Source organism: Ancylobacter polymorphus (genome assembly GCF_030813495.1).
Classification (GTDB): domain Bacteria; phylum Pseudomonadota; class Alphaproteobacteria; order Rhizobiales; family Xanthobacteraceae; genus Ancylobacter; species Ancylobacter polymorphus.
In genome coordinates this window covers 346,018-365,932 of record NZ_JAUSUI010000004.1, presented here as the reverse complement: position 1 = coordinate 365,932, position 19,915 = coordinate 346,018, and the positions used below count along the sequence as shown (strand labels likewise).

The 19,915-nt window shown below is 68.0% G+C and carries 18 protein-coding genes; 6 read left to right on the top strand and 12 right to left on the bottom strand.

What is annotated here, in order from left to right; translation table 11 throughout:
* Positions 1-8 precede the first annotated feature (8 nt).
* From J2S75_RS11440 to pdxY, 5 genes are all read right to left on the bottom strand, one after another.
* Complete coding sequence (locus J2S75_RS11440) at positions 9-1,571, bottom strand: ABC transporter ATP-binding protein (RefSeq protein ID WP_307019978.1); 1,563 nt, start codon at positions 1,569-1,571, stop codon at positions 9-11.
* Between the two features lie 261 nt (positions 1,572-1,832).
* Complete coding sequence (locus J2S75_RS11435; RefSeq protein ID WP_307019977.1) at positions 1,833-2,873, bottom strand: BMP family protein; 1,041 nt, start codon at positions 2,871-2,873, stop codon at positions 1,833-1,835.
* Positions 2,874-2,992: 119 nt separating this feature from the next.
* On the bottom strand, positions 2,993-3,748 hold the full coding sequence (locus tag J2S75_RS11430) for an NUDIX domain-containing protein (protein WP_307019976.1): 756 nt from the start codon (positions 3,746-3,748) through the stop codon (positions 2,993-2,995).
* A 33-nt stretch (positions 3,749-3,781) separates the two neighbouring features.
* The gene (locus J2S75_RS11425; protein WP_307019975.1) at positions 3,782-4,678 is read right to left on the bottom strand and encodes a PhzF family phenazine biosynthesis protein; all 897 of its coding nucleotides are present in this window, start codon (positions 4,676-4,678) and stop codon (positions 3,782-3,784) included.
* A gap of 4 nt (positions 4,679-4,682) precedes the next feature.
* Positions 4,683-5,531 carry a pyridoxal kinase PdxY gene (gene pdxY / locus J2S75_RS11420; protein ID WP_307019974.1) on the bottom strand — a complete coding sequence of 283 codons (849 nt, stop codon included), beginning with the start codon at positions 5,529-5,531 and terminating at the stop codon, positions 4,683-4,685.
* 154 nt (positions 5,532-5,685) lie between these two features.
* On the opposite strand from pdxY, the gene J2S75_RS11415 reads away from it, so the two are divergent.
* On the top strand, positions 5,686-6,954 hold the full coding sequence (locus J2S75_RS11415; RefSeq protein WP_307019973.1) for an amidase: 1,269 nt from the start codon (positions 5,686-5,688) through the stop codon (positions 6,952-6,954).
* Positions 6,955-7,105: 151 nt separating this feature from the next.
* Positions 7,106-7,870: an outer membrane protein gene (locus tag J2S75_RS11410; protein WP_307019972.1), complete on the top strand. Its 765-nt coding sequence runs from the start codon at positions 7,106-7,108 to the stop codon at positions 7,868-7,870.
* Positions 7,871-7,943: 73 nt separating this feature from the next.
* Here J2S75_RS11410 and J2S75_RS11405 read toward each other — a convergent pair whose 3' ends face one another.
* The 6 genes from J2S75_RS11405 to J2S75_RS11375 form a co-directional block, all read right to left on the bottom strand.
* Positions 7,944-8,753, bottom strand: coding sequence for an LssY C-terminal domain-containing protein (locus J2S75_RS11405; RefSeq protein ID WP_307019971.1), 810 nt, complete (start codon positions 8,751-8,753; stop codon positions 7,944-7,946).
* Between the two features lie 5 nt (positions 8,754-8,758).
* On the bottom strand, positions 8,759-12,493 hold the full coding sequence (gene metH, locus J2S75_RS11400) for a methionine synthase (protein ID WP_307019970.1): 3,735 nt from the start codon (positions 12,491-12,493) through the stop codon (positions 8,759-8,761).
* A gap of 5 nt (positions 12,494-12,498) precedes the next feature.
* Positions 12,499-12,834 carry a DUF559 domain-containing protein gene (locus tag J2S75_RS11395; protein WP_442320030.1) on the bottom strand — a complete coding sequence of 112 codons (336 nt, stop codon included), beginning with the start codon at positions 12,832-12,834 and terminating at the stop codon, positions 12,499-12,501.
* 209 nt (positions 12,835-13,043) lie between these two features.
* A complete protein-coding gene (locus J2S75_RS11385; RefSeq protein ID WP_307019969.1) occupies positions 13,044-13,295 on the bottom strand; it encodes a hypothetical protein in 252 nt (83 codons plus the stop codon).
* A gap of 51 nt (positions 13,296-13,346) precedes the next feature.
* On the bottom strand, positions 13,347-14,282 hold the full coding sequence (gene metF / locus J2S75_RS11380) for a methylenetetrahydrofolate reductase [NAD(P)H] (RefSeq protein WP_307019968.1): 936 nt from the start codon (positions 14,280-14,282) through the stop codon (positions 13,347-13,349).
* On the bottom strand, positions 14,282-15,295 hold the full coding sequence (locus J2S75_RS11375) for an ArsR/SmtB family transcription factor (protein WP_307019967.1): 1,014 nt from the start codon (positions 15,293-15,295) through the stop codon (positions 14,282-14,284). Before J2S75_RS11375 ends, metF begins: the two co-directional genes overlap by 1 nt.
* Before the next feature lie 106 nt (positions 15,296-15,401).
* Between J2S75_RS11375 and tsaA the strand changes: the two genes are divergently transcribed.
* Together tsaA and J2S75_RS11365 are read left to right on the top strand one after the other, a co-directional pair.
* Positions 15,402-15,938: a tRNA (N6-threonylcarbamoyladenosine(37)-N6)-methyltransferase TrmO gene (tsaA, locus tag J2S75_RS11370; protein WP_307020076.1), complete on the top strand. Its 537-nt coding sequence runs from the start codon at positions 15,402-15,404 to the stop codon at positions 15,936-15,938.
* Positions 15,939-16,098: 160 nt separating this feature from the next.
* Positions 16,099-17,268: a L,D-transpeptidase family protein gene (locus J2S75_RS11365; RefSeq protein ID WP_307019966.1), complete on the top strand. Its 1,170-nt coding sequence runs from the start codon at positions 16,099-16,101 to the stop codon at positions 17,266-17,268.
* Between the two features lie 67 nt (positions 17,269-17,335).
* Here the strand turns inward: J2S75_RS11365 and J2S75_RS11360 are convergent, their stop codons facing one another.
* Entirely contained in the window at positions 17,336-17,959 is a 624-nt protein-coding gene (locus tag J2S75_RS11360) for an MOSC domain-containing protein (protein WP_307019965.1), read from the bottom strand.
* Between the two features lie 136 nt (positions 17,960-18,095).
* Between J2S75_RS11360 and J2S75_RS11355 the strand changes: the two genes are divergently transcribed.
* Positions 18,096-18,674 (top strand): HdeD family acid-resistance protein, encoded by a 579-nt coding sequence (locus J2S75_RS11355; protein WP_244375884.1) that lies wholly within the window; start codon positions 18,096-18,098, stop codon positions 18,672-18,674.
* Between the two features lie 9 nt (positions 18,675-18,683).
* Positions 18,684-19,877 carry an OpgC family protein gene (locus tag J2S75_RS11350; protein ID WP_307019964.1) on the top strand — a complete coding sequence of 398 codons (1,194 nt, stop codon included), beginning with the start codon at positions 18,684-18,686 and terminating at the stop codon, positions 19,875-19,877.
* Positions 19,878-19,915: the final 38 nt, after the last annotated feature.

Genomic DNA, 19,915 nt, shown 5'->3' with positions numbered 1-19,915 from the left:
TGTCGTCATCACGCCGCCTCCCCCACGCCATGGCCAGCCATCATCAGCCCGACCGTACGCACATCCAGCCCCTCGGCCGGCAAGGCCGGTGAGAGATGCCCGGCATGGACCACGGCGATGCGGTCGGAAAGGGCGAACAATTCGTCGAGATCCTCGGAGATCAGCAGCACCGCCGCCCCGCGCCCGCGCGCGGCGATGAGCCTTCGGTGCACATCCGTCGTGGCGCCGATGTCCAGCCCGCGCGTCGGCTGATGCGCGAGCACGAGACGCGGCGCCCGCTCCAATACCCGGGCCAGCACCACTTTCTGCATATTGCCGCCCGACAGCGCGCGGATCGCCGCCTCCGGGCCGGGGCAGCGCACATCATAGGCCTTGATCGCCTCGGCCGCGCGGGCGCGGATGGCGGCGCGGCGGAGGAGGCCGGCGCGCTGGTTCTCCGGCGCGGCGATGGTCTCCAGCACGAAATTCTCCGCCACGGTGAGCGCGCCGATGGTGCCGTCGCGGTGGCGGTCCTCAGGGATTCGGCCGACCCCGGCGGCGACACGCCCGGCCGGATCGGCGGCCGCGAGGCGCGCCCCGTCGAGCAGCGCCTCGCCGGCACGGGGCGCCGCGAGGCCGGCGACCAGCGCCGCCAGCGCCCCCTGCCCATTGCCGGAGACGCCGGCAATGCCGACGATTTCGCCGCCGCAGACCTCAAGATCGGCGTCTTCCAGCCGGTCGCGCGCGGAAGGAGCACCGACGCTGACGCTCTTGAGACTCAGCACCGGCGCGCCGGGGATCGACGGCGGGCGCTCGCGCGGGGGAATGGCGCGGCCGACCATGAGTTCGGCAAGGGTCGCGCGGTCCGCCCCGGCGGTCGGGCGATCGGCGACCTTGGCGCCGCCGCGCAGCACCACCACCCGCTCGCACAGGGCCAGCACCTCGTGCAGCTTGTGGCTGATGAAGATGACCGCCAGCCCCTTCCCCGCCAGCGCCCGCACCGTGGCGGCGAGGCTGTCCGCCTCCTGCGGGGTGAGCACGGCGGTCGGCTCGTCGAGGATCAGCACCCGCACATCGCGATAAAGCGCTTTCAGGATTTCGATGCGCTGCTGCTCGCCGACCGACAGCCGCGCCACCGGCACGTCGAGATCGACGGCAAGGCCGCTCTCCGCCATCAGCCGGCTGATCTTCGCCCGCGCGCCGCGCCCCCGGAGCTTGAGGCTCCACAGCGATTGCGTGCCGAGCACGATGTTCTCGAAGCCGGTGAGGTTCTCGGCGAGGGCGAAATGCTGGTGCACCATGCCGATGCCGGCCGCCAGCGCCGCCTGCGCCGAGCCGCCCGGCAGCGGGGCGAGCTTTCCGTCGGCGTCGGCGATCGAGACACTGCCCTCATCGGCGATGTAATGGCCGAACAGGATGCTCATCAGCGTGGTCTTGCCGGCCCCGTTCTCGCCCAGCAGCGCCACGATCTCCCCGGCGCGCACATCGAGGTCGATGGCGTCATTCGCCACCAGCGACCCAAACCGCTTGGTGATGCCCGTGAGCGAGAGGACGAGCGGGCGGGGATCGGGATGCCGAGAATCGGGGTGCATGGAATGTCCATGTAAGGAAAGCGGCCCTACTGACAGGCCCTCATGCCCGGGCTTGATCCGGGCACCCAGCGGTGGTGCCCACCCGCCCCCTGGATCCCCCGGTCAAGCCCGGGGATGAGGGAGGAAGGGTGGTCGGTCAGCGCTCCCGGAACGACTTATGGCCGTCCGGAATGACGGCTGTTTGGGCGAGGCGCCACAGCCCCCTCACCCTGACCCTCTCCCCGACGGGGAGAGGGAAGAAGGCGGCGCTGTCGTCCCGCCTCACAGCGTCGATTTGGGCTCGGCGTCGTTGACGTTGACGCGGAAGAGACCGTCCTTGATCTCCTTTTCCTTCACCAGCACCATCTCGATCACCTCAGGCGGCACCAGCTTGGGGTCGAGCGGGGCGAGGCTGGCGCCACCTTCGGCCATGTAACTGTAGGGGCCGTAATCGGCGGCGACGAAGGTGCCGTCCATCACTTCCTTGATCGCCTTGTCGATGGTCGGCTCCATCTGCCACAGGGCGGAGGCGATGATCGTGCCGGGGTACTGGCTCGACGTGTCGATGACGTTGCCGATCGCCTTCACGCCGCGCTCCTTGGCGGCGTCGGAGACGCCGAAGCGCTCGGCGTAGAGCACGTCCGCGCCCTTGTCGATCTGGGCGAAGGCGGCCTCCTTGGCCTTGGGCGGGTCGTACCAGGAGTTGATGAAGGTGACGATGAACTTGACGTTCGGGTTCACCGAGACGGCGCCTTCCATGAAGGCCTGCATCAGCCGGTTCACTTCCGGAATGGCATAGCCGCCGACAAGGCCAATGATGTTCGACTTGGTCGTCTTGCCCGCCACCATGCCGGTGAGGAAGGACGGCTCATGGATGAAATTGTCGAACACCGAGAAGTTCGGCTTGGTCGGGCCGAAGGACGAGCCCATGAGATAGGCGGTCTTGGGATAGTCGGCCGCCACCTTGCGGGCCGGGCGCTCCACCGCGAAGACTTCGCCGACCACGAGGTCCGCGCCCTCTTCCGAATATTGGCGCATCACGCGCTCATAATCGGTGTTGGCGACGTTCTCGGAGAATTTATAGGTGATGTCGCCGCGCGCCTCGGCGGCCTTGAGCGCCTTGTGGATGCGCGACACCCATTGCTGCTCCACCGGCACGGTATAGATGGCGGCAACCTTGATCGGCTTGGCCTTGCCGGCGGCGAAGGCCTCGCGGCCGGCGGCGGTCAGCGCCAGCGCGGCCGCGCCGAGCGCCAGCAATTGCCGCCGATCGAGCACGCCTGACGAAAAAAGCGGCAGGCTCCCAGACGACTTGCGCAGCATTTCCTGTACTCCCCGAATAAGCCCCGGCGACCGGCCCCAGCTCAGCGCCGCGATGACCCTGCCCATGCGAGGGCCATGCCATTTTCGAACTGATTGGTCCGAAAAGTCACGGCCTCATTCTACCCTGTCCCCTGCCCTGTTCCCATGGCGGGCGTCGGCTCCTCCGCCCAAGCCTGCGCGAGATAGCGGCGAATGAGGGGCGACATGCCCTCGGCCAGATCCTCCGGGCCGCGAACCACCAGCACCTCGTCGAATTCCGGCTTTTGCTCGCGCGCCCCGAAACGGCGGATGCGGGCGGCGAGCGCCTCCGCCTCCTCATGCGCGCGCACCTCGCGCAGCAGCGCCAGCCGGCGCGCATCGTGCAGCGCCGTCCAGCCGGGGGCGAGCGTGATGTCCTCGGCGGTGAGGCCGGTTTCCTCGGCGAGCTCGCGCCGGACGCTGCCTTCAAGGTCGACCTGCCCATCGGGGGTGAGGTCCGCGAGGTCCGGCGTGCCGGCGGCGAAATAGATACGCCCGGCATTGGCGGTCCATTGCGCCATGCGGATAAGGACGAAGCCGCCATCCGCCCCGCGCAGCGCGCCCATGGCGAAAGAGACGCGCAGGCGCGGATGCGCGCGCTCGCCCGACAGCAGCCAGAGCAGCGCGGCATAATCGGCCTCAGCATAGTCCGCCACCAGCCGCCGCTCCTCGAAGCGGTGGGCGTCGAGCAGCAGCACGCGGCCGTTCCACAAAGCCGGATTGGCCGCCTTGCGGGCGGCATAATGCGCGTCGATCGCCGCCCGCTCCTCGGGCGTGAAGGTGAGCGGCGCCGGCGCGAGCCGCCCCTCGACATGGTCGAGCGTCCGCAGCGTCAGCCCGTCCGGCTCTGCCGCCATGCTCACCGGCCTGCCGGGCGCCCGGCGCGGGGCTCAGACATGCAGCACGCCTTCGGAGACGATGACCGCGCCGCCGCCGATGGTGACGGCGGTCAGCGCGCCGTCCTCCACCTTGAGGCCGAGCCGCACCAGGCTGGGACGGCCCATCTCGACGCCCTGCAGAATATCATAGGCATGGAATCCATCACCCGGCTGCTCGCCGGCCAGCAGCGCCGCCGCCAGCGACGCGGCGGCCGAGCCGGTCGCGGGGTCCTCGTCGATGCCCATATTGGCGGCGAACATGCGGGCGCGGAAATCGCCCTCGCCATCCTCGTCGCGGCAGAACACATAGACGGAATCGGCGCCGCCGCCGAAGGTGGAGATGAGCCGCGCCGCACTCGGGCTGATGCGCGCCAGCGCCGAGCGCGAGGCCAGCGGCACGCAGACAAAGGGAACGCCGGCGGAGGCGATGAACGGGCCATAGCCGTCAAAGCCGATATCTGACGGGTCGAGGCCGAGCGCCTGGGCGCAGGCCTCCCGCGTCATCGGCGCGGCATCGAGGATTTCCGGGATGCGTGGCACGGTGAAGGTGGCGCTGCCGGAACGCTCCCCGCGCACCGTGACATGGCAGGCCACCGGCCCGACATTCTCCTCCAGCACGAAATCGTCGCTGGTGGTCACGCCGTCGCGCAGCGCCAGCAGCACCGCCGCCCCCACGGTCGGGTGCCCGGCGAAGGGCAGTTCGTGGCTGGTGGTGAAGATGCGCAGCCGCGCCCGGTTCGCCTCGTCTTGCGGCGGCAGGATGAACACCGTTTCCGAGAGATTGAACTCGCGGGTGATCGCCTGCATGTGGTTGCCGTCGAGCCCCTCCGTGTCGAGCACGACGGCCAGCGGATTGCCGGAGAGTGTCCGGTCGGTGAAGACGTCGAGCACAACGAAGCGGCGGGCCATGGGGTCAGATCTTCTCCGGGGTGAAGAGACGGGACGGGGTGACGAATTCGTCCTGGGCGGCGACGGTGAGGATTTCGCGCGATCCCGCCGCCGCGGTGCGGGCGAGCAGCCCATAGGCGGAGGAGGCCGCCTTGGCGAGCGCCTCGGCGGTCGAATGCGTCGCCTTCCAGTGCACGAAGAACAGCGCCGCGATGGCGTCGCCCGCGCCATTCACCGAAATGTCGAGCTTGGGCGTGCGCAGACGGAAGCGCCCGTCCGGGCCGGACGCCATCAGGTCGATGGAATCCTCCGGCGTGTCCTCGGTGTGGAGGCTCGTGACCATGATGACGCGCGGCCCGCTGGCATGCACCGCGTCGCAGGCCGCCGCCGCCTCATTGAGCGTGGTGGAGGAGCGGCCGGAGAGATAGTCCAGTTCGAACTGGTTGGGGGTGATGAGATCGGCCGCCGGCACCGCCCGGTCGCGCATGAATTCAGGGATTCCCGGCCGCACGAACACGCCGCGCCCGACATCGCCGATCACCGGGTCGCAGCAATAATGCGCTTCGGCGTTGGCCGCCTTCACCCGGCCCACCGTGTCGAGAATGGCATCGCCGATCTCGGCCGAGCCCATATAGCCGGACAGCACGCCGTCGCAGCGCGGCAGAACGTTGCGGTCCTCCAGCCCTCCGACCAGCTCGCGGATCAGATCGGCGCCGAAGACCTCGCCGCGCCAGGCGCCATAGCCGGTGTGGTTAGAGAACTGCACCGTGTGCAGGCCCCACACCTCATGCCCGAGCCGCTGCATGGGAAACATGGCGGACGCGTTGCCGACATGCCCATAGGCCACCCAGGACTGGATCGACAGAATATTCATGCGACGCGCCCCACCTTTGCTGACGATCCGCGCTTAGCGCCCCGAAGGCAAGCGCTCAAACGAAATTCCGCGCGGCTCCCATAAGCGGAATCGATGCGTCGCCGGCACGCGGGCTCTTGTCGCGAATCCCCGCCCATGCGACAGGCTAAAGGCCATGACAGAGATGCTCTCCGCCGCCGCCCTCGCCCAGGCCGTCCACGCCGGACGCCTCTCCCCGGTCGATGTCGCCGAACGCTGCGCGGAGGCGATCCGCGCCCGCGAGGAAGAGGTGCAGGCCTTCGCCAGCCTCGACCTGCCGGCGCTGCTCACCGCCGCCGCGCGGCCGGGCCTTGCGCAAACGCCGCTGGCCGGCCTGCCGGTCGGGGTCAAGGATATTCTCGACACGGTGGACTTTCCCACCGAACGCGGCTCGAAACTCTTTGCCGGCTACCGTCCTACAACGGATGCGGCCATCGTGCGCATGGCGGCGCGGGCGGGCGGGCTCATTGCCGGCAAACTGGTGACGACGGAATTCGCCTTCCTGCAGCCGAGCGTCACCCGCAACCCGCGCCGGCTCACCCATACGCCGGGCGGTTCGTCCGCCGGATCGGCGGCGGCGGTGGCGGCGGGCATGCTGCCGGTGACGATCGGCACCCAGACCGGCGGCTCGGTCATCCGCCCCGCCTCCTTTTGCGGGGTCACGGGCTACAAGCCGTCCTTCAAGCTGCTGCCCGTGCTCGGCCTCAAGCCGTTTTCCTGGTCGCTCGACACGATCGGCCTGTTCGGCGCCCATGTCGCGGATGTCGCCTTCGCCGCCGGGGCGCTGACCGGGCGCGACTTCGCGCTCGGCGATGACATGCCGGCCCCGCGCATCGCCGTGGTGAAGACGGCGCGCGCGCCGCTGGCCGCGGCTGACGCCCATGCCGCGCTCGATGCCGCCGCCGCTGCCGCCGGCAAGGCCGGTGCGCATGTTACGGTGCTCGATTTGCCGGACGCGGTCGAGGCGGCGGACGAGGCGCATGGGGTGGTGCAGGGCTATGAGGCCGCGCTCGCCTTCGCCGATGAATGGGACCGCCACCGCGACGCCCTGTCGCCGACGCTTTCGACCTATCTGCAAGGCGCCGCCGCCCTCACCCCGGAACAGTACGACGCCGCCCGGCGCACCGCCCGCCGCGCGCGGCACGCCCTTGCCGATCTCTATGCGGATTACGACGCGCTGCTGACCTTCTCGGTGGCGGGCGAAGCGCCGGAAGGCTTCGCCAGCACCGGCTCGCCGGCCTTCAATAGGCTGTGGACCCTCACCGGCGGACCGTGCCTGAACATTGCCGGCCTCACCGGCGCCACAGGCCTCCCGATCGGCGTGCAACTCGTCGGTCGCTTCGGTCGCGACCGCGAGCTGATGCAGATCGGCCGGTTCCTGGAGCGGGCCATCGTCGCCGCCTGAGACGCGTTTCCGGCCCAAGCGCCTGCGCCCTGACAAAAAGTTGACGCCGTTTGGGTCGCAGAAAACGGTTTGTTAACGACACCGGCAGAGGCTTTGTTAAGTACGCAGGACTAGGTTGCCCCCATTCCATTTTCCTTCGGGGGCGTTCCTCATGCGTATCAAGTCTCTCCTCCTCGGCACCGTCGCAGCGGCGGCTCTCGCCGCTCCGGCCCTCGCGGCCGACCTCTCCTATCCCGTCAAGGCGGCGCCCGTCGCCTATGTGCCGGCCTTCACCTGGACCGGCGTCTATCTCGGCGGCAATCTCGGCTATGGCTGGGGCGACGGCTCCGCGCCGTGGAACAACTACCTGCTGTTCAACTACAGCGGCTACGATTCCGTCGCCGCCAATGGCGGTTCCAACCCGAGCGGCTGGTTCGGCGGCGCGCAGATCGGCTACAACTACCAGCTCGCGAACAATGTCGTTCTCGGCGGTGAAGCCGACTTCAACTTCGGCTCGATGACCGACACGCTGAACTACACCGCCACCGCCATCGGCACCCCGACGATCCAGCAGTTCGGCTCGATCGACACCAAGATCGAGTCCTTCGGTACCGTGCGCGCCCGCGTCGGCTATTCCATGGACCGCTTCCTCCCCTATGTCACCGGCGGTCTCGCCTGGGGCAATGTGAAGGTGAGCGAAGGCTGGAACGCCTATACCGACGGCAACCTCGCCGCGTTCGGCGGCGCCTCGCGCAGCGACACGCTGTGGGGCTGGACGCTGGGCGGCGGCGTGGAATACGCCATCACCGACAACTGGACCGTAAAGGCCGAATATCTCTACATCGACCTCGGCGACATCACCTGGGACGGCGCCTCCAACACCAAGCTGGACATGTCCATGTCCACCCTCAAGGCCGGCGTGAACTACAAGTTCTGATCCACGGCGACCACCTGCCACAAGGCCCCGGACGGCAACGTCCGGGGCTTTTTGCATGATGCGCCTGCGGCGCTCACTCCACCCCGAGCAGCGACGCCGCCGCGCCCCAGACCGCGTTCTTCACCCCGACGCCCGGCGGCGAAGCGACGATGGTGGGCGGGTTGGGGTTCTTCTCGCCATTGGTGGTCAGCCGGGCGAAGGTGACCTCGCCATCGGTATAGTAACGGTCGCCACCGCCATTGCGGCCGAACAAAGTGGGGCCGAGGCCGGTGACCTGATAGACCGTGCGCACCATGCCGGCGGCCTTCAGATCGTCGATCAGCAGGTCGCGCACCGCATCGACATTGGCGCCGATATGGTGGGTCACGGCGCCGGTGTAATGGCTGAGCCCGACGCCCTTGTCATAGGTGGCCGAGCCGAGCCACACCGGGGCGCCTTCCTTGCCGCTGACCAGCACCTTCCAGAAGCGCACATGGTCGCGCCGGTCGGCGCTGCGGCCGACCTCCTTCTCGAAGGCGAGGTCTTCCACCCGCCCGTCATAATAGAGCGGGCTCACCGGCGCCTGCGGGTCCGGCCGGCGCAGCAGCACCGAGCCGACAATGTCGAGGCTCGATTTCAGCGTGATCGGATCGGCGGGAAGCCAGCCGGCGGCGTTCATGGCGTGGAGGATGTCCTCCCTGGTGCCGACAAGCCCGACATCGATGGGATCGCCGGGAATGCCCTGCTTGGTCTGCGTCACCATCGGCATGTGCTTGATGCCGGGCTGGTGCTCGTGATGCGTCCACAGCCGCGGCAGCATCACATAGGCGAGCGCGGCCCAGATCACGAGCGCGACCAGCGCCCACATCAGCACTTTGCGCGTCTCGCCGTCCAGCACGCTCATCGCCCCTACTCCGCCGCCTGCGACCGCAGGCTGAGCGGGTCATAATTGAGCACCGGGGCCAGCCAGCGCTCGGTCTCCTCCACGCTCATGCCCTTGCGCGCGGCATAATCCTCGACCTGGTCGCGCTCGATGCGGCCGACGCCGAAATAGGCGGCCTCGGGATGGGCGAAATACAGCCCCGACACCGCCGCCCCCGGCCACATGGCGAAGCTTTCCGTCAGCTCGACTCCGATCTCAGCCGTGGCGTCGAGCAGGTTGAAAAGAGTCGCCTTTTCCGTGTGGTCGGGTTGGGCGGGATAGCCCGGCGCCGGGCGGATGCCGCGATAGGCTTCCTGGATGAGCTTGTCATTCTCCAGCTGTTCGTCCGGCGCATAGGCCCAGAATTCCCGGCGCACCCGCTCATGCATGCGCTCCGCAAACGCTTCGGCAAGACGGTCCGCCAAGGCCTTGAGAAGAATCGAGGAATAGTCGTCATTCGCCGCCTTGAAGGCGTCGGAGCGCTCCTGCTCGCCAAAGCCGGTGGAAACGCAGAAGCCGCCGATATAGTCGGGCACGCCGGTCGAGGTCGGGGCGATGAAATCGGCCAGCGCCAGATTGGTGCGGCCCTCGCGCTTGGCCATCTGCTGGCGCAGCGTGTGCAGCGTGGCGCGCTCCTGCGCCCGGCTGTCATCCGCGAACAGCACGATGTCGTCGCCCACCGCGCCCGCCGGCCAGAAGCCGACCACGGCGCGGGCGGTGAGCCATTTCTCCGAAACGATCCTGTCCAGCATCTTGCGCGCATCGTCATAGAGCGCACGCGCGGCGACGCCGACCTTGGGGTCGTCGAGAATGGCGGGGTAGTGGCCCGCCAGTTCCCAGGACTGGAAGAAGGGCGTCCAGTCGATATAGGGCACGAGTTCGGCGAGATCGTAATCGCTGAACACCTTTGTCCCGAGGAAGCTCGGCACCGGCGCCGTGTAGCTGGCGAAATCCAGCGCCAGCCGGTTGGCGCGCGCCTCCGCCAGCTTCACCCGCACCTTGTTGCGGTCGCTCTTGGCATGGGCATCCGCCACCTTGGCGTATTCGGCGCGCAGGCTGGCGACATAATCGGCGCGGGTATTGTCGTTGAGCAGGTTGGAAACCACGCCCACCGCGCGGCTGGCGTCGGTGACGTAGACGGCCTGCCCGCGCACATATTGCGGGGCGATCTTCACCGCCGTGTGCACGCGCGAGGTCGTCGCCCCGCCGATCAGCAGCGGCACGTCGAAGCCTTCGCGCTCCATCTCGGCGGCGACATGCACCATTTCGTCCAGCGAAGGGGTGATGAGGCCGGACAGGCCGATCACATCCACCTTCTCGGCCTTGGCCACCTCAAGGATCTTCGCCGCCGGCACCATGACGCCGAGGTCGATCACCTCGTAATTGTTGCACTGCAACACGACGCCGACGATGTTCTTGCCGATGTCGTGCACGTCGCCCTTGACCGTCGCCATCAGCACCTTGCCGGCGGAGGAATCCCCGGTCGTGCCGTTGTCGATCTTCTCCTGCTCCATGAAGGGCATGAGATAGGCCACCGCCTGCTTCATCACCCGGGCGGACTTCACCACCTGCGGCAGGAACATCTTGCCGGAGCCGAACAGGTCGCCGACCACGTTCATGCCGGCCATCAGCGGGCCTTCGATGACATGCAGCGGCCGGGCGACCGACTGGCGGGCCTCCTCCGTGTCCACCTCGACGAATTCGGTGATGCCGTTGACCAGCGCGTGTTCCAGCCGCTTTTCCACGGCCCATGTGCGCCAGGTGAGATCGGCTTCCTTCTTCTCGCGCCCGCCGCCCTTGAAGCGCTCCGCCAGGGCGAGAAGGCGCTCGGTGGCGTCCTCGCGGCGGTTGAGCACCACGTCCTCGCAGGCCTCGCGCAGTTCCGGTTCGATCTCGGAATAGGGCGCGAGCTGGCCGGCATTGACGATGCCCATATCCATGCCCGCCGCGATGGCGTGGTACAGGAACACGGCGTGCATCGCCTCGCGCACCTGCTCATTGCCGCGGAAGGAGAAGGACAGGTTCGAGACGCCGCCGGAGATATGGGCGTGCGGCAGCTGCTGGCGGATGGCGCGGGTCGCCTCGATGAAGGCGACGCCATAACCCGCATGCTCCTCGATGCCGGTCGCCACCGCGAAGATGTTGGGATCGAAGATGATGTCCTCGGGGGGAAAGCCGACCTCATCCACGAGGATGCGGTAGGCGCGCGAGCAGATCTCGATCTTGCGCTCGAACGTGTCCGCCTGGCCCTTCTCGTCAAAGGCCATCACCACCACGGCCGCGCCATAGGCGCGCACGAGGCGCGCATGGTGGCGGAACGCCTCCTCGCCTTCCTTCATGGAGATGGAATTGACGATGCCCTTGCCCTGAATGCACTTCAGCCCGGCCTCGATGACGCTCCATTTGGAGCTGTCGACCATGACCGGCACGCGGGCGATGTCCGGCTCGGCGGCGAGCAGGTTGAGGAACGTCACCATCGCCTTCTCGGAATCGAGCAGGCCCTCATCCATGTTGATGTCGATGACCTGGGCGCCGTTCTCCACCTGGTCGCGCGCCACCGCCAGCGCGGCGGTGTAGTCGCCATTGGTGATGAGCTTGCGGAAACGGGCCGAGCCGGTGACGTTGGTGCGCTCGCCGACATTGACGAAGGGGATGATCGGGGTGAGCTCGAACGGCTCCAGCCCCGAGAGGCGCAGCATCGGCTCGACGTCCGGCACCACGCGCGGCGCGTGCGGCGCGACCGCCTCGGCAATGGCGCGGATATGGTCCGGCGTGGTGCCGCAGCAGCCGCCGACGATGTTGACGAGGCCGGAAGCGGCGAACTCGCCGACCAGCTTCGCCATCGCCGCCGGGCTCTCGTCATAGAGACCGAATTCGTTGGGCAGGCCGGCATTGGGATAGGCGCAGACCAGCGTGTCGGCGAGGCGCGACAGCTCGTCGATATGGGCGCGCATCTCCTTGGCGCCGAGCGCGCAGTTCAGCCCGATGGAGAAGGGCTGGGCGTGGCGCAGCGAATTCCAGAACGCCGCCGGGGTCTGGCCCGACAGGGTGCGGCCGGAGAGATCGGTGATGGTGCCGGAGATCATGACCGGCACGCGGAGGCCGCGTTGCTCGAACAGCCGCTCAATGGCGAACACCGCCGCCTTGGCGTTGAGCGTATCGAAAATGGTCTCGATCAGCAGCAGGTCCGCCCCGCCATCCAGCAGCGCGGCGGCCTGCTCGCCATAGGCGGTGGCCAGTTCGTCGAAGGAGGTGGCGCGGAAGCCGGGATCGTTCACATCGGGCGAGATCGAGGCGGTGCGGTTGGTCGGCCCGATGGCGCCGGCCACGAAGCGGCGGCGGCCGTCCTTTTCCTGCGCGAGGCGCGCGGCCTCCTTGGCGAGGCGGGCGCCCTCGAAATTGATCTCATGCACCAGGCTCTCCATGCCGTAATCGGCCATGGCGATGGTGGTGCCGGAGAAGGTGTTGGTCTCGACGATGTCCGCCCCGGCCATGAAATAGGCGAGGTGGATGTCGCGCACCGCGTCGGGGGCGGTGAGGTTGAGCAGGTCGTTATTGCCCTTGAGGTCGCGGTTCCACGCCTTGAACCGCTCGCCGCGATAGCCGGCCTCGTCCAGCTTCAATTGCTGGATCATCGTGCCCATGGCGCCGTCGAGCACAAGGATGCGCTCGCGCGCGGCCTGGTGCAGGGCGTCGAGGGTGTCGGAGGCGGCCAGGGTCATAGGAGTCACCGTCGCTCTTGCTCCCTCTCCCCGTCGGGGAGAGGGCTGGGGTGAGGGGCCGCTGCACGCAAGGCTTCAAGAATGCGTACAAGAACCCCGTCCATGTTCATCGGCACGTCGTTATTCCAGAAACGGATGACCAGATAGCCACTGGCTTCGATCGTCCGCGTCGTTGCCTCGTCGCTCGTCGCCCTATGCTGGCCGCCGTCAAGTTCGACGACCCAGCCTTGCATCGACGCAGAGGAAATCGACGATGTATCTATCAACCGGCGCCTGCCGGCGAAACTTCCAACCGTCGAGGCGGCGGTCGCGCAGGCACGATCAGAGGAGAGCTTCGGCATCCGTCTGATCGCGTCTCAGCCGCCGCGCCCGCTCGATCCGACCGTTCATCTCCCCTCACCCGGCGCTGCGCGCCGACCTCTCCCCCACGGGGAGAGGTTAAATCAGCTTTCGACCAGCCTTCCATTCCCTCTCCCCGGCGGGGAGAGGGTTGGGGTGAGGGGCTGCGGCGCGAACCCATGGGGCCGACGCCGCCCCGCCATCGCGCGGTTCAATGCCCCTTTTCGAGCTTTTCGAGACGCTTCTCGATGGCTTCGATGCGGTCTTCAAACTCGGCGGAGGCGTAACGGCCGAGCACGGATTCACCATGCATGGCCTGCTTGAGGCTTTCGATCTTCTTATTGACCGATTCGAAGCCCGCACGGGTCTCTCGGCGGCTTTCCGCGACTTCCGTTTTGGTATTCGCAATCTCCGCGCGGATCTCGCGCAGCAACGTCAGGATGAAGGTGTCCGGCTCGCTCATCGACCGTCTCCGTGGAAGGCCCCTACTATAGGGCATCCCACTGCGAATTTCTCACGCCGCCGCCTGTCCCTTGCCGTCGCCCGCGCCATTGACCTCCTGCGGCGGGCGGATGCCCAAGAGGTGACACACGGCATAGACGAGATCGGCGCGGTTGAGCGTGTAGAAATGGAACTCGGTGACGCCGCGATCCACGAGATCGAACACCTGCTCGGCCGCCACGGCGGCGGCGATCAGCTTGCGGGTCTCGGGGTCGTTGTCGAGCCCCTCGAAACGGGCGGCCAGCCAGTCCGGCATGAAGGTGCCGGTCTTCTCCGAGAAATTCTTCGCCTGCTTGAAGTTCGAGACGGGCAGGATGCCCGGCACGATCGGCACGTCGATGCCGCGCGCCCGCACCTTGTCGAGATAGGCGAAGTAGAGGTCATTGTCGAAGAAGCACTGGGTGATGGCACGGGTCGCCCCGGCCTCCACCTTGGCGGCAAGAATGTCGAGATCGGTGTCGAGCGAGGGGCTCTCCGGGTGCTTTTCCGGATAGGCCGAAACCGACACTTCGAAATTGGCGATGCGGCGAATGCCGGCGACCAGCTCCGCCGTGGTGCGGTAGCCTTCCGGGTGCGGCTCATAGGTATGACCGACCCCGCCCGGCGGATCGCCGCGCAGCGCTACGATGTGACGGACCCCGGCGTCCCAATAGCCGCGCACCACCTCGTCCACCTCGGCCCTGGTGGCGGAGACGCAGGTGAGATGCGCCGCCGGCGCGAGGCGGGTTTCCTTGACGATGCGCTCCACCGTGGCGTGGGTGCGCTCGCGGGTGGAGCCACCGGCGCCATAGGTCACCGAGACGAATTTCGGCGCCAGCGGCGCCAGCCGGGTGATGGAGTTCCACAGTGTGGTCTCCATCTCGGCCGTCTTCGGCGGGAAAAACTCGAACGACACCGAAATGGGCCGCCCGCCGGCGCGGCGGCTGCGGCGCTCGACATCCGACGACATCAGGCGACCTCCTTGTTGTGTTGGGCTTCCGCCCGCACGATGCGGGGATCGCGGGCGAGCCAGAGCGACACGGTGAGCCGGCCCTCCCCGGACTTTCCATGGTCCTTGGGGGCGAGCAGGCGATGGGATTGCGGCACGAGGCCGGCCTGGGCGAGCCAGCTTTCCATGATCTCCGGCGCGAAGCCGAGCCGGCGATGGGCGTGCTGCTCGCGCAGGAATTCGAGATCGTGCGGGTCGAAATCGACCACCAGCAGCCGCCCGCCGGGGCGCAGCACCCGCGCCGCTTCCTTGATGGCGCGCGGCGCGTCTTCAAGAAAATGCAGCACCTGATGCACGATCACCACGTCGAAGGCGTCGCGCGGCAGAGCGAGACTGTAAATGTCGCCCTGGCGCACCGTGGCATTGCGCACGCCGGCGCGGTCGAGATTGGCCCGCGCCACCGCCAGCATTTCGGCGGAGAGGTCGATGCCGACGCCGCGCTCCATCTCGTCCGCGAACAGTTCGAGAATGCGCCCGGTGCCGGTGCCGAGATCGAGCAGGCTGCCGATGCGCCCCCCGGACAGGGCGGCATGGATCGCCGCCTCCACCTGCTCCTCCGGCACGTGCAGCCGGCGGATGGCGTCCCATTCATGCGCATGAGCGCGGAAATAGGCCTGCGCGTGGGCGGCACGGGCGGCGCGCACCGCCTCCAGCCGCTCACGGTCGCGCAGCAGCACCTCGTCATCGGGCGCCATGAGTTCCAGCAGCGCATCGGTGAGTGCGGCGCCGGGCGCGTCGACGGCGCGGCGGTAGAACACCCAGCTCGCCTCGCGGAAGCGCTCGACAAGCCCGGCCTCGGCCAGCAGCTTGAGATGGCGCGAGATTCGCGGCTGCGACTGGCCCAGAATCTCGGTAAGCTCGGAAACGGTCAGTTCGCCCTCGCCGATCAGCGCCAGCAGGCGCAGCCGCGTGTCCTCGCCGGCCGCCTTGAGGCCGTCGAGCAGCAACGCGAAACCGAGCGGGGAAGCGGACAAAGAAACCTCCAAGAAAGATATAAAGATATGTTTATGTCTTATTCCGACCCGACGCAAGGGGCCGCGACGCATCATGAGCGTTGAGAACGACGACACCGCACACGGGATGACAGGCGCAGCCGGCGATTTCGGCGTGCGCCCCGGCGAGGTGACGGTGGACCTGCCGGCGCAGCCGGACGCCGGGCTCTATTTCATCGGCCGCATCCGCACCCCGTGGACGCAGCGCGCCGACTGCCCGAAAAATGCCGGCGAGGCCCTGGCGCGGCAGGATGTGTGCACGGTGGAGATCGACCCGCCCTTCCGGCCCGCGCTGCAGGGACTTGAGGGAACGACCCATCTCTGGCTGCTCTATTTCATGGATCAGGCGCCGCGCAACCTGGTGGTGCAGGTGCCGCGGCGCTCCGGCACCGCACATGGCACCTTCGCCCTGCGCAGCCCGGCGCGGCCCAACCCCATCGCCCTGAGCGCGGTGCGGCTGCTCGGCATCGACGGCGGCACGCTGACCGTGATCGGCCCCGACTGTCTCGACGGCACGCCGCTCATCGACATCAAGCCCTATTTCGCCTCCACCGACTGCCACCCGGACGCGACCGTCGGCTGGCGCCGCGAGCGCGCGGACACCGCCGGCCCTGCCGCTGGGTGACGTGTGGCGCCGCTGCATCAGCCCCGCGCCACACGCATGGCAGGCCGGAACCCGCGTTTTCGTGAGGACTTATGGTCTTGAACCTGCCTTGATCCTGCGTCATGTCCCTCGGCAGAACATTTTGGCGCAGTTCCGCGCCGACAGATTCGATTAAGGCTTGATGATGGTCGTTCGCCTCGGTTTCGTTCCCGCTGTCGCCTTCTCGGTACTGGCATCGGTCGGCACCGCCGCAGCCCAGTACTACCCCGTCGAGGGTCAGGACCCGGCCGCGCAGGGTGGATCGGCCTATGACGCGGCGGGCAGCCGCGCGATAGAGAATGTCGAAGTGCCGGCCGCCTATGATCCCTATGGCACACAGGCCCCCGGTACGGCGGCGGCGCCTTCTGGGGCCTATGGCCAGCCCGGCGCCTATGGCCAGCCGCAGGCCGCCTATGGCGCGCCTCCCCCCGGCGTGCGCGACCCCTATGCCCCGGCGGCGCCCGGCGTTCCCGGCCAGCCGCAGGCCCCCGGTGTGCCGCCGGTGGCCAATGCCCCCTATGCGGACCCGTCGCGCCAGCCGTCCGGCTACCCCGCCGGCGCCTATTCCGGCCAGCCGCCCGCCGGCATGGCCTCGCCCTATGGCAACCAGGCCGCGGCGCCGCAGCCGGCCTACAGCCAGCCCAATTACGGCCAGCCGCCGGCCTATGGTCAGCCGCCCGCGCCGGTGAGCAATGGCGCCAACACCGCTGGCGCCAACGGCTCCAGCGTTGCCATGCTGCCGCCCGAGGACCAGCCGGAGGAAGGCCCGCCCAAGGAACTGCCGGCCAATCTGAAGCGGCAGGTGGTGGACTATGTGACCAAGGAACCCCCGGGCACCATCGTCATCGACACCCCGAACACCTATCTCTATTACGTGCTGCCCGGCGGCAAGGCCGAGCGCTACGGCATCGGCGTCGGCCGCGAAGGCTTCACCTGGGCCGGCACGGAGAAGATCAGCCGCAAGGCGGAATGGGCCGATTGGCGCCCGCCGGCGGAAATGATCGAGCGCCAGCCTTATCTGCCGCGCTTCATGGCCGGCGGCCCGGGCAACCCGCTCGGCGCCCGCACCATGTATCTCGGCGGCACGATCTACCGCATCCACGGCACCAACCAGCCCTCCACCATCGGCCAGTTCATGTCGTCGGGCTGCATCCGCATGCTGAACGAGGATGTGGAAGCGCTGTATGACAAGGTGAAGGTCGGCACCAAGGTGGTGGTGCTGCCGGGCAACCCGCCCGCCACCGCCAATGCCGGCGGCGTGCCGCCCACCGCCGCCGCACCCGTCGCCGAGACCGGCTTCGCCGTCCGCTGAGCGGACGCCGCGCAGGACCGATGAGTCTCCAACGGCCGGATCGCCCCCGCGATCCGGCCGTTTTCATTCAGCCGCCCCAGAGGCGCTGGGGCGGAACACGCAGGCTGACCTCGGTGCCGGCCGTGAGCGTACCGGCGCGCTCAACCCAGGCGACCAGCCCGCGCAGACCCTTCGCCACCTTGGCGAAGTCCAGCTCCGCCGCGCTGTTCCCGGTCGCCGCCGCGATCGCCGCCCCGGCATGGCGGCAGGGCGCGTTCGCCCCCTCCACCACCAGCGCCGCGCCGCCGGTGAAATGCAGCCGCGTGCCCGGCGGCAGACCGGTGAGATCCGGCACGGCCTCGATCACCAGATTGGCACCGATCCAGTCCGGCTCCACCGCCGGCACGCCGAGCCGGCGGGCGATCTCGGCGAGTTCGTCGGGCGCCACCAGAGACAGCTGCCGGCTGTTGCGGATCGGCGCCCCGCGCGGATACCAGGGCACGCGCGAATCCGCCCGGCGGGCAAAGCCGGCATGGCGATCGCCCGCAATGCCTTCAAGCGTGACCGCGAGTTCCGCCACCGCACGGGTGGCGAAGCCCGGCCCATCGGCAATCAAGGTTCGGGCGAGGTGCGCGGTGAGGCGGCGGCCGGACCGCGCCACCGGCGCGCCGAACAGGTCAGGCGCCGGCGGCGCGGGGGATCGGGAGGGCATCCGGTTCTTCCATGACGACAGGGCGGCGCCAGCCTATACGTTAGGGCGCTCGTTCAACACGAGTCGCTGGAACTCCGGGAGGCGGGATCGCGTTACCGCGCTGCCGGCGTGGCGGGCAAGAATGAGGATCGACCACATGTCTTCGCAATCGGGTTCCCTCTCGCCGACGCCGGGCGGCATGGTCGCCGGGCACCTTTCCGAACTGCGCGCCAAATGGGGCTGGTTCGTCGCGCTCGGCCTGTTGATGGTCATGGCCGGCGCCATCGCGCTCGGCAATCTCGTGCTCAGCACCGTGGTCTCGGTGCTGTATATCGGCGTGATGATGGCCATTTCCGGCGGCGCCCAGGTCATTCACGCCTTCCAGGTGAAGACCTGGGGCGCCTTCGCTTTCTGGCTGCTCGACGGCCTGCTGTTTCTCGCCGCCGGACTCGTCTGCATCTTCGTGCCGATGGTCGCGGCGGAATTCCTCACCCTGTTTCTCGGCGTATCGCTGATCGTCGGCGGCGTGTTCCGTCTGGTCGCCGCCTTCCGGCTGCGCCCGGCCGAGGGCTGGGGCTGGATCGCCTTTTCCGCCGTCATCGCCATTCTGCTCGGCATCGAGATCATCGCCGGCTGGCCGGTGAGCGGGCTGTGGGTGCTCGGCCTGCTGCTCGGCATCGACCTGGTGTTCAACGGCATCGCCGTGCTGTTCCTCGGCTTCGGCCTGAAGAAATAGCCCGGAACGGTGCCTGCGCCCGTCGCCGCCACGGCGAACACGCATGCGGAGCCGGCCGAGCGGCCGGCCCCGCCCCCACCCGCCTCCGGGCGCGATCTGCGGCTCGACCTGTTCCGCGGGCTGGCGCTGTGGTTCATCTTCCTGAACCATGTGCCCAACAATGTCGGCAACTGGATCACCAACCGCAATTTCGGCTTTTCCGACGCCACCGAGATCTTCGTCTTCATCTCCGGCTACACCGCCGCCATGGTCTATGGGCGCCAGCTCGATTCCAGCGGCGCGATGGTGACGTCCGCCCGCATCCTGCGGCGGGCGTGGCAGCTCTATGTCGCCTTCATCTTCCTGTTCGTCATCTATCTCGCCGAAATCTCCTATGTCGTCGGCAGCTTCGAGAACCCGCTCTATGCCGAGGAGATGGGCGCGCTGCAGTTCCTGGCCGAGCCGGACGTGGCGCTGGTGCAGGCGCTGCTCCTCAAGTTCCGGCCGGCCAATATGGACGTGCTGCCGCTCTACATCGTGCTGCTGGCCACCTTTCCGCCGATCCTGTGGGCGCTGAAGCGCTGGCCCGACGCCACGCTCTTCGCCTCCTTCCTGCTCTGGCTCGCCGTGCAGTTCCTCGGCTTCAACCTGCCGGGCTATCCCGACGACCGGATGTGGTTTTTCAACCCCTTCGCCTGGCAGCTGATGTTCGTGTTCGGCGGCTGGTGCGGGCTGGGCGGCAGCGACCGGCTGTCCGTGCTGGTGCATTCGCGCCTCGTGCTGGCACTTTCCGTTCTCTATCTCGCGCTGTCGCTGGCGGTGGTCACCAGCTGGTACTGGCCGCCGATGGAAGGTTTCGTGCCGCCGGCCATCGGCGACATCATCTACCCCATCAGCAAGACCGACCTTTCCGTGCTGCGCTTCGTGCACTTTCTCGCGCTGGCGGTTGTCGTCGTCAGGCTGATACCGGTGCACGCCGCCTTTCTGCGCTGGGAGTTACTGAAACCGCTCATCATGTGCGGCCAGCACTCACTTGAGGTGTTCTGTTTCGGCGTCTTCCTTTCTTTTGCCGCACATTTCGTGCTGAACGAGGTCTCCGGCACAGTGCTCATGCAGCTGACCATGAGCGTGTCCGGCATCGCCTTAATGGTAGGTCTCTCGGCATTGCTGTCGTGGTATGCTCGCGCGGAGCGTGACCGTATGGCGCGCAAGAAGGCTGGCTAGCGCGGTTCGACGTGAAACGCTGGATTCTGGGTGTTGTC

What these genes read in the sequence shown, in the direction of transcription:
- J2S75_RS11410 (WP_307019972.1), top strand. Translation starts at nt 7,106, where the DNA reads ATGCGTATCAAGTCTCTCCTCCTCGGCACCGTCGCAGCGGCGGCTCTC.
- metH (WP_307019970.1), bottom strand. Translation starts at nt 12,493, where the DNA reads ATGACCCTGGCCGCCTCCGACACCCTCGACGCCCTGCACCAGGCCGCG.
- J2S75_RS11365 (WP_307019966.1), top strand. Translation starts at nt 16,099, where the DNA reads ATGATGGTCGTTCGCCTCGGTTTCGTTCCCGCTGTCGCCTTCTCGGTA.
- J2S75_RS11425 (WP_307019975.1), bottom strand. Translation starts at nt 4,678, where the DNA reads ATGGCCCGCCGCTTCGTTGTGCTCGACGTCTTCACCGACCGGACACTC.
- J2S75_RS11360 (WP_307019965.1), bottom strand. Translation starts at nt 17,959, where the DNA reads ATGCCCTCCCGATCCCCCGCGCCGCCGGCGCCTGACCTGTTCGGCGCG.
- J2S75_RS11415 (WP_307019973.1), top strand. Translation starts at nt 5,686, where the DNA reads ATGACAGAGATGCTCTCCGCCGCCGCCCTCGCCCAGGCCGTCCACGCC.
- J2S75_RS11430 (WP_307019976.1), bottom strand. Translation starts at nt 3,748, where the DNA reads ATGGCGGCAGAGCCGGACGGGCTGACGCTGCGGACGCTCGACCATGTC.
- J2S75_RS11355 (WP_244375884.1), top strand. Translation starts at nt 18,096, where the DNA reads ATGTCTTCGCAATCGGGTTCCCTCTCGCCGACGCCGGGCGGCATGGTC.
- tsaA (WP_307020076.1), top strand. Translation starts at nt 15,402, where the DNA reads ATGACAGGCGCAGCCGGCGATTTCGGCGTGCGCCCCGGCGAGGTGACG.
- J2S75_RS11395 (WP_442320030.1), bottom strand. Translation starts at nt 12,834, where the DNA reads ATGCCGAAGCTCTCCTCTGATCGTGCCTGCGCGACCGCCGCCTCGACG.
- pdxY (WP_307019974.1), bottom strand. Translation starts at nt 5,531, where the DNA reads ATGAATATTCTGTCGATCCAGTCCTGGGTGGCCTATGGGCATGTCGGC.
- metF (WP_307019968.1), bottom strand. Translation starts at nt 14,282, where the DNA reads ATGTCGTCGGATGTCGAGCGCCGCAGCCGCCGCGCCGGCGGGCGGCCC.
- J2S75_RS11440 (WP_307019978.1), bottom strand. Translation starts at nt 1,571, where the DNA reads ATGCACCCCGATTCTCGGCATCCCGATCCCCGCCCGCTCGTCCTCTCG.
- J2S75_RS11435 (WP_307019977.1), bottom strand. Translation starts at nt 2,873, where the DNA reads ATGCTGCGCAAGTCGTCTGGGAGCCTGCCGCTTTTTTCGTCAGGCGTG.
- J2S75_RS11385 (WP_307019969.1), bottom strand. Translation starts at nt 13,295, where the DNA reads ATGAGCGAGCCGGACACCTTCATCCTGACGTTGCTGCGCGAGATCCGC.
- J2S75_RS11405 (WP_307019971.1), bottom strand. Translation starts at nt 8,753, where the DNA reads ATGAGCGTGCTGGACGGCGAGACGCGCAAAGTGCTGATGTGGGCGCTG.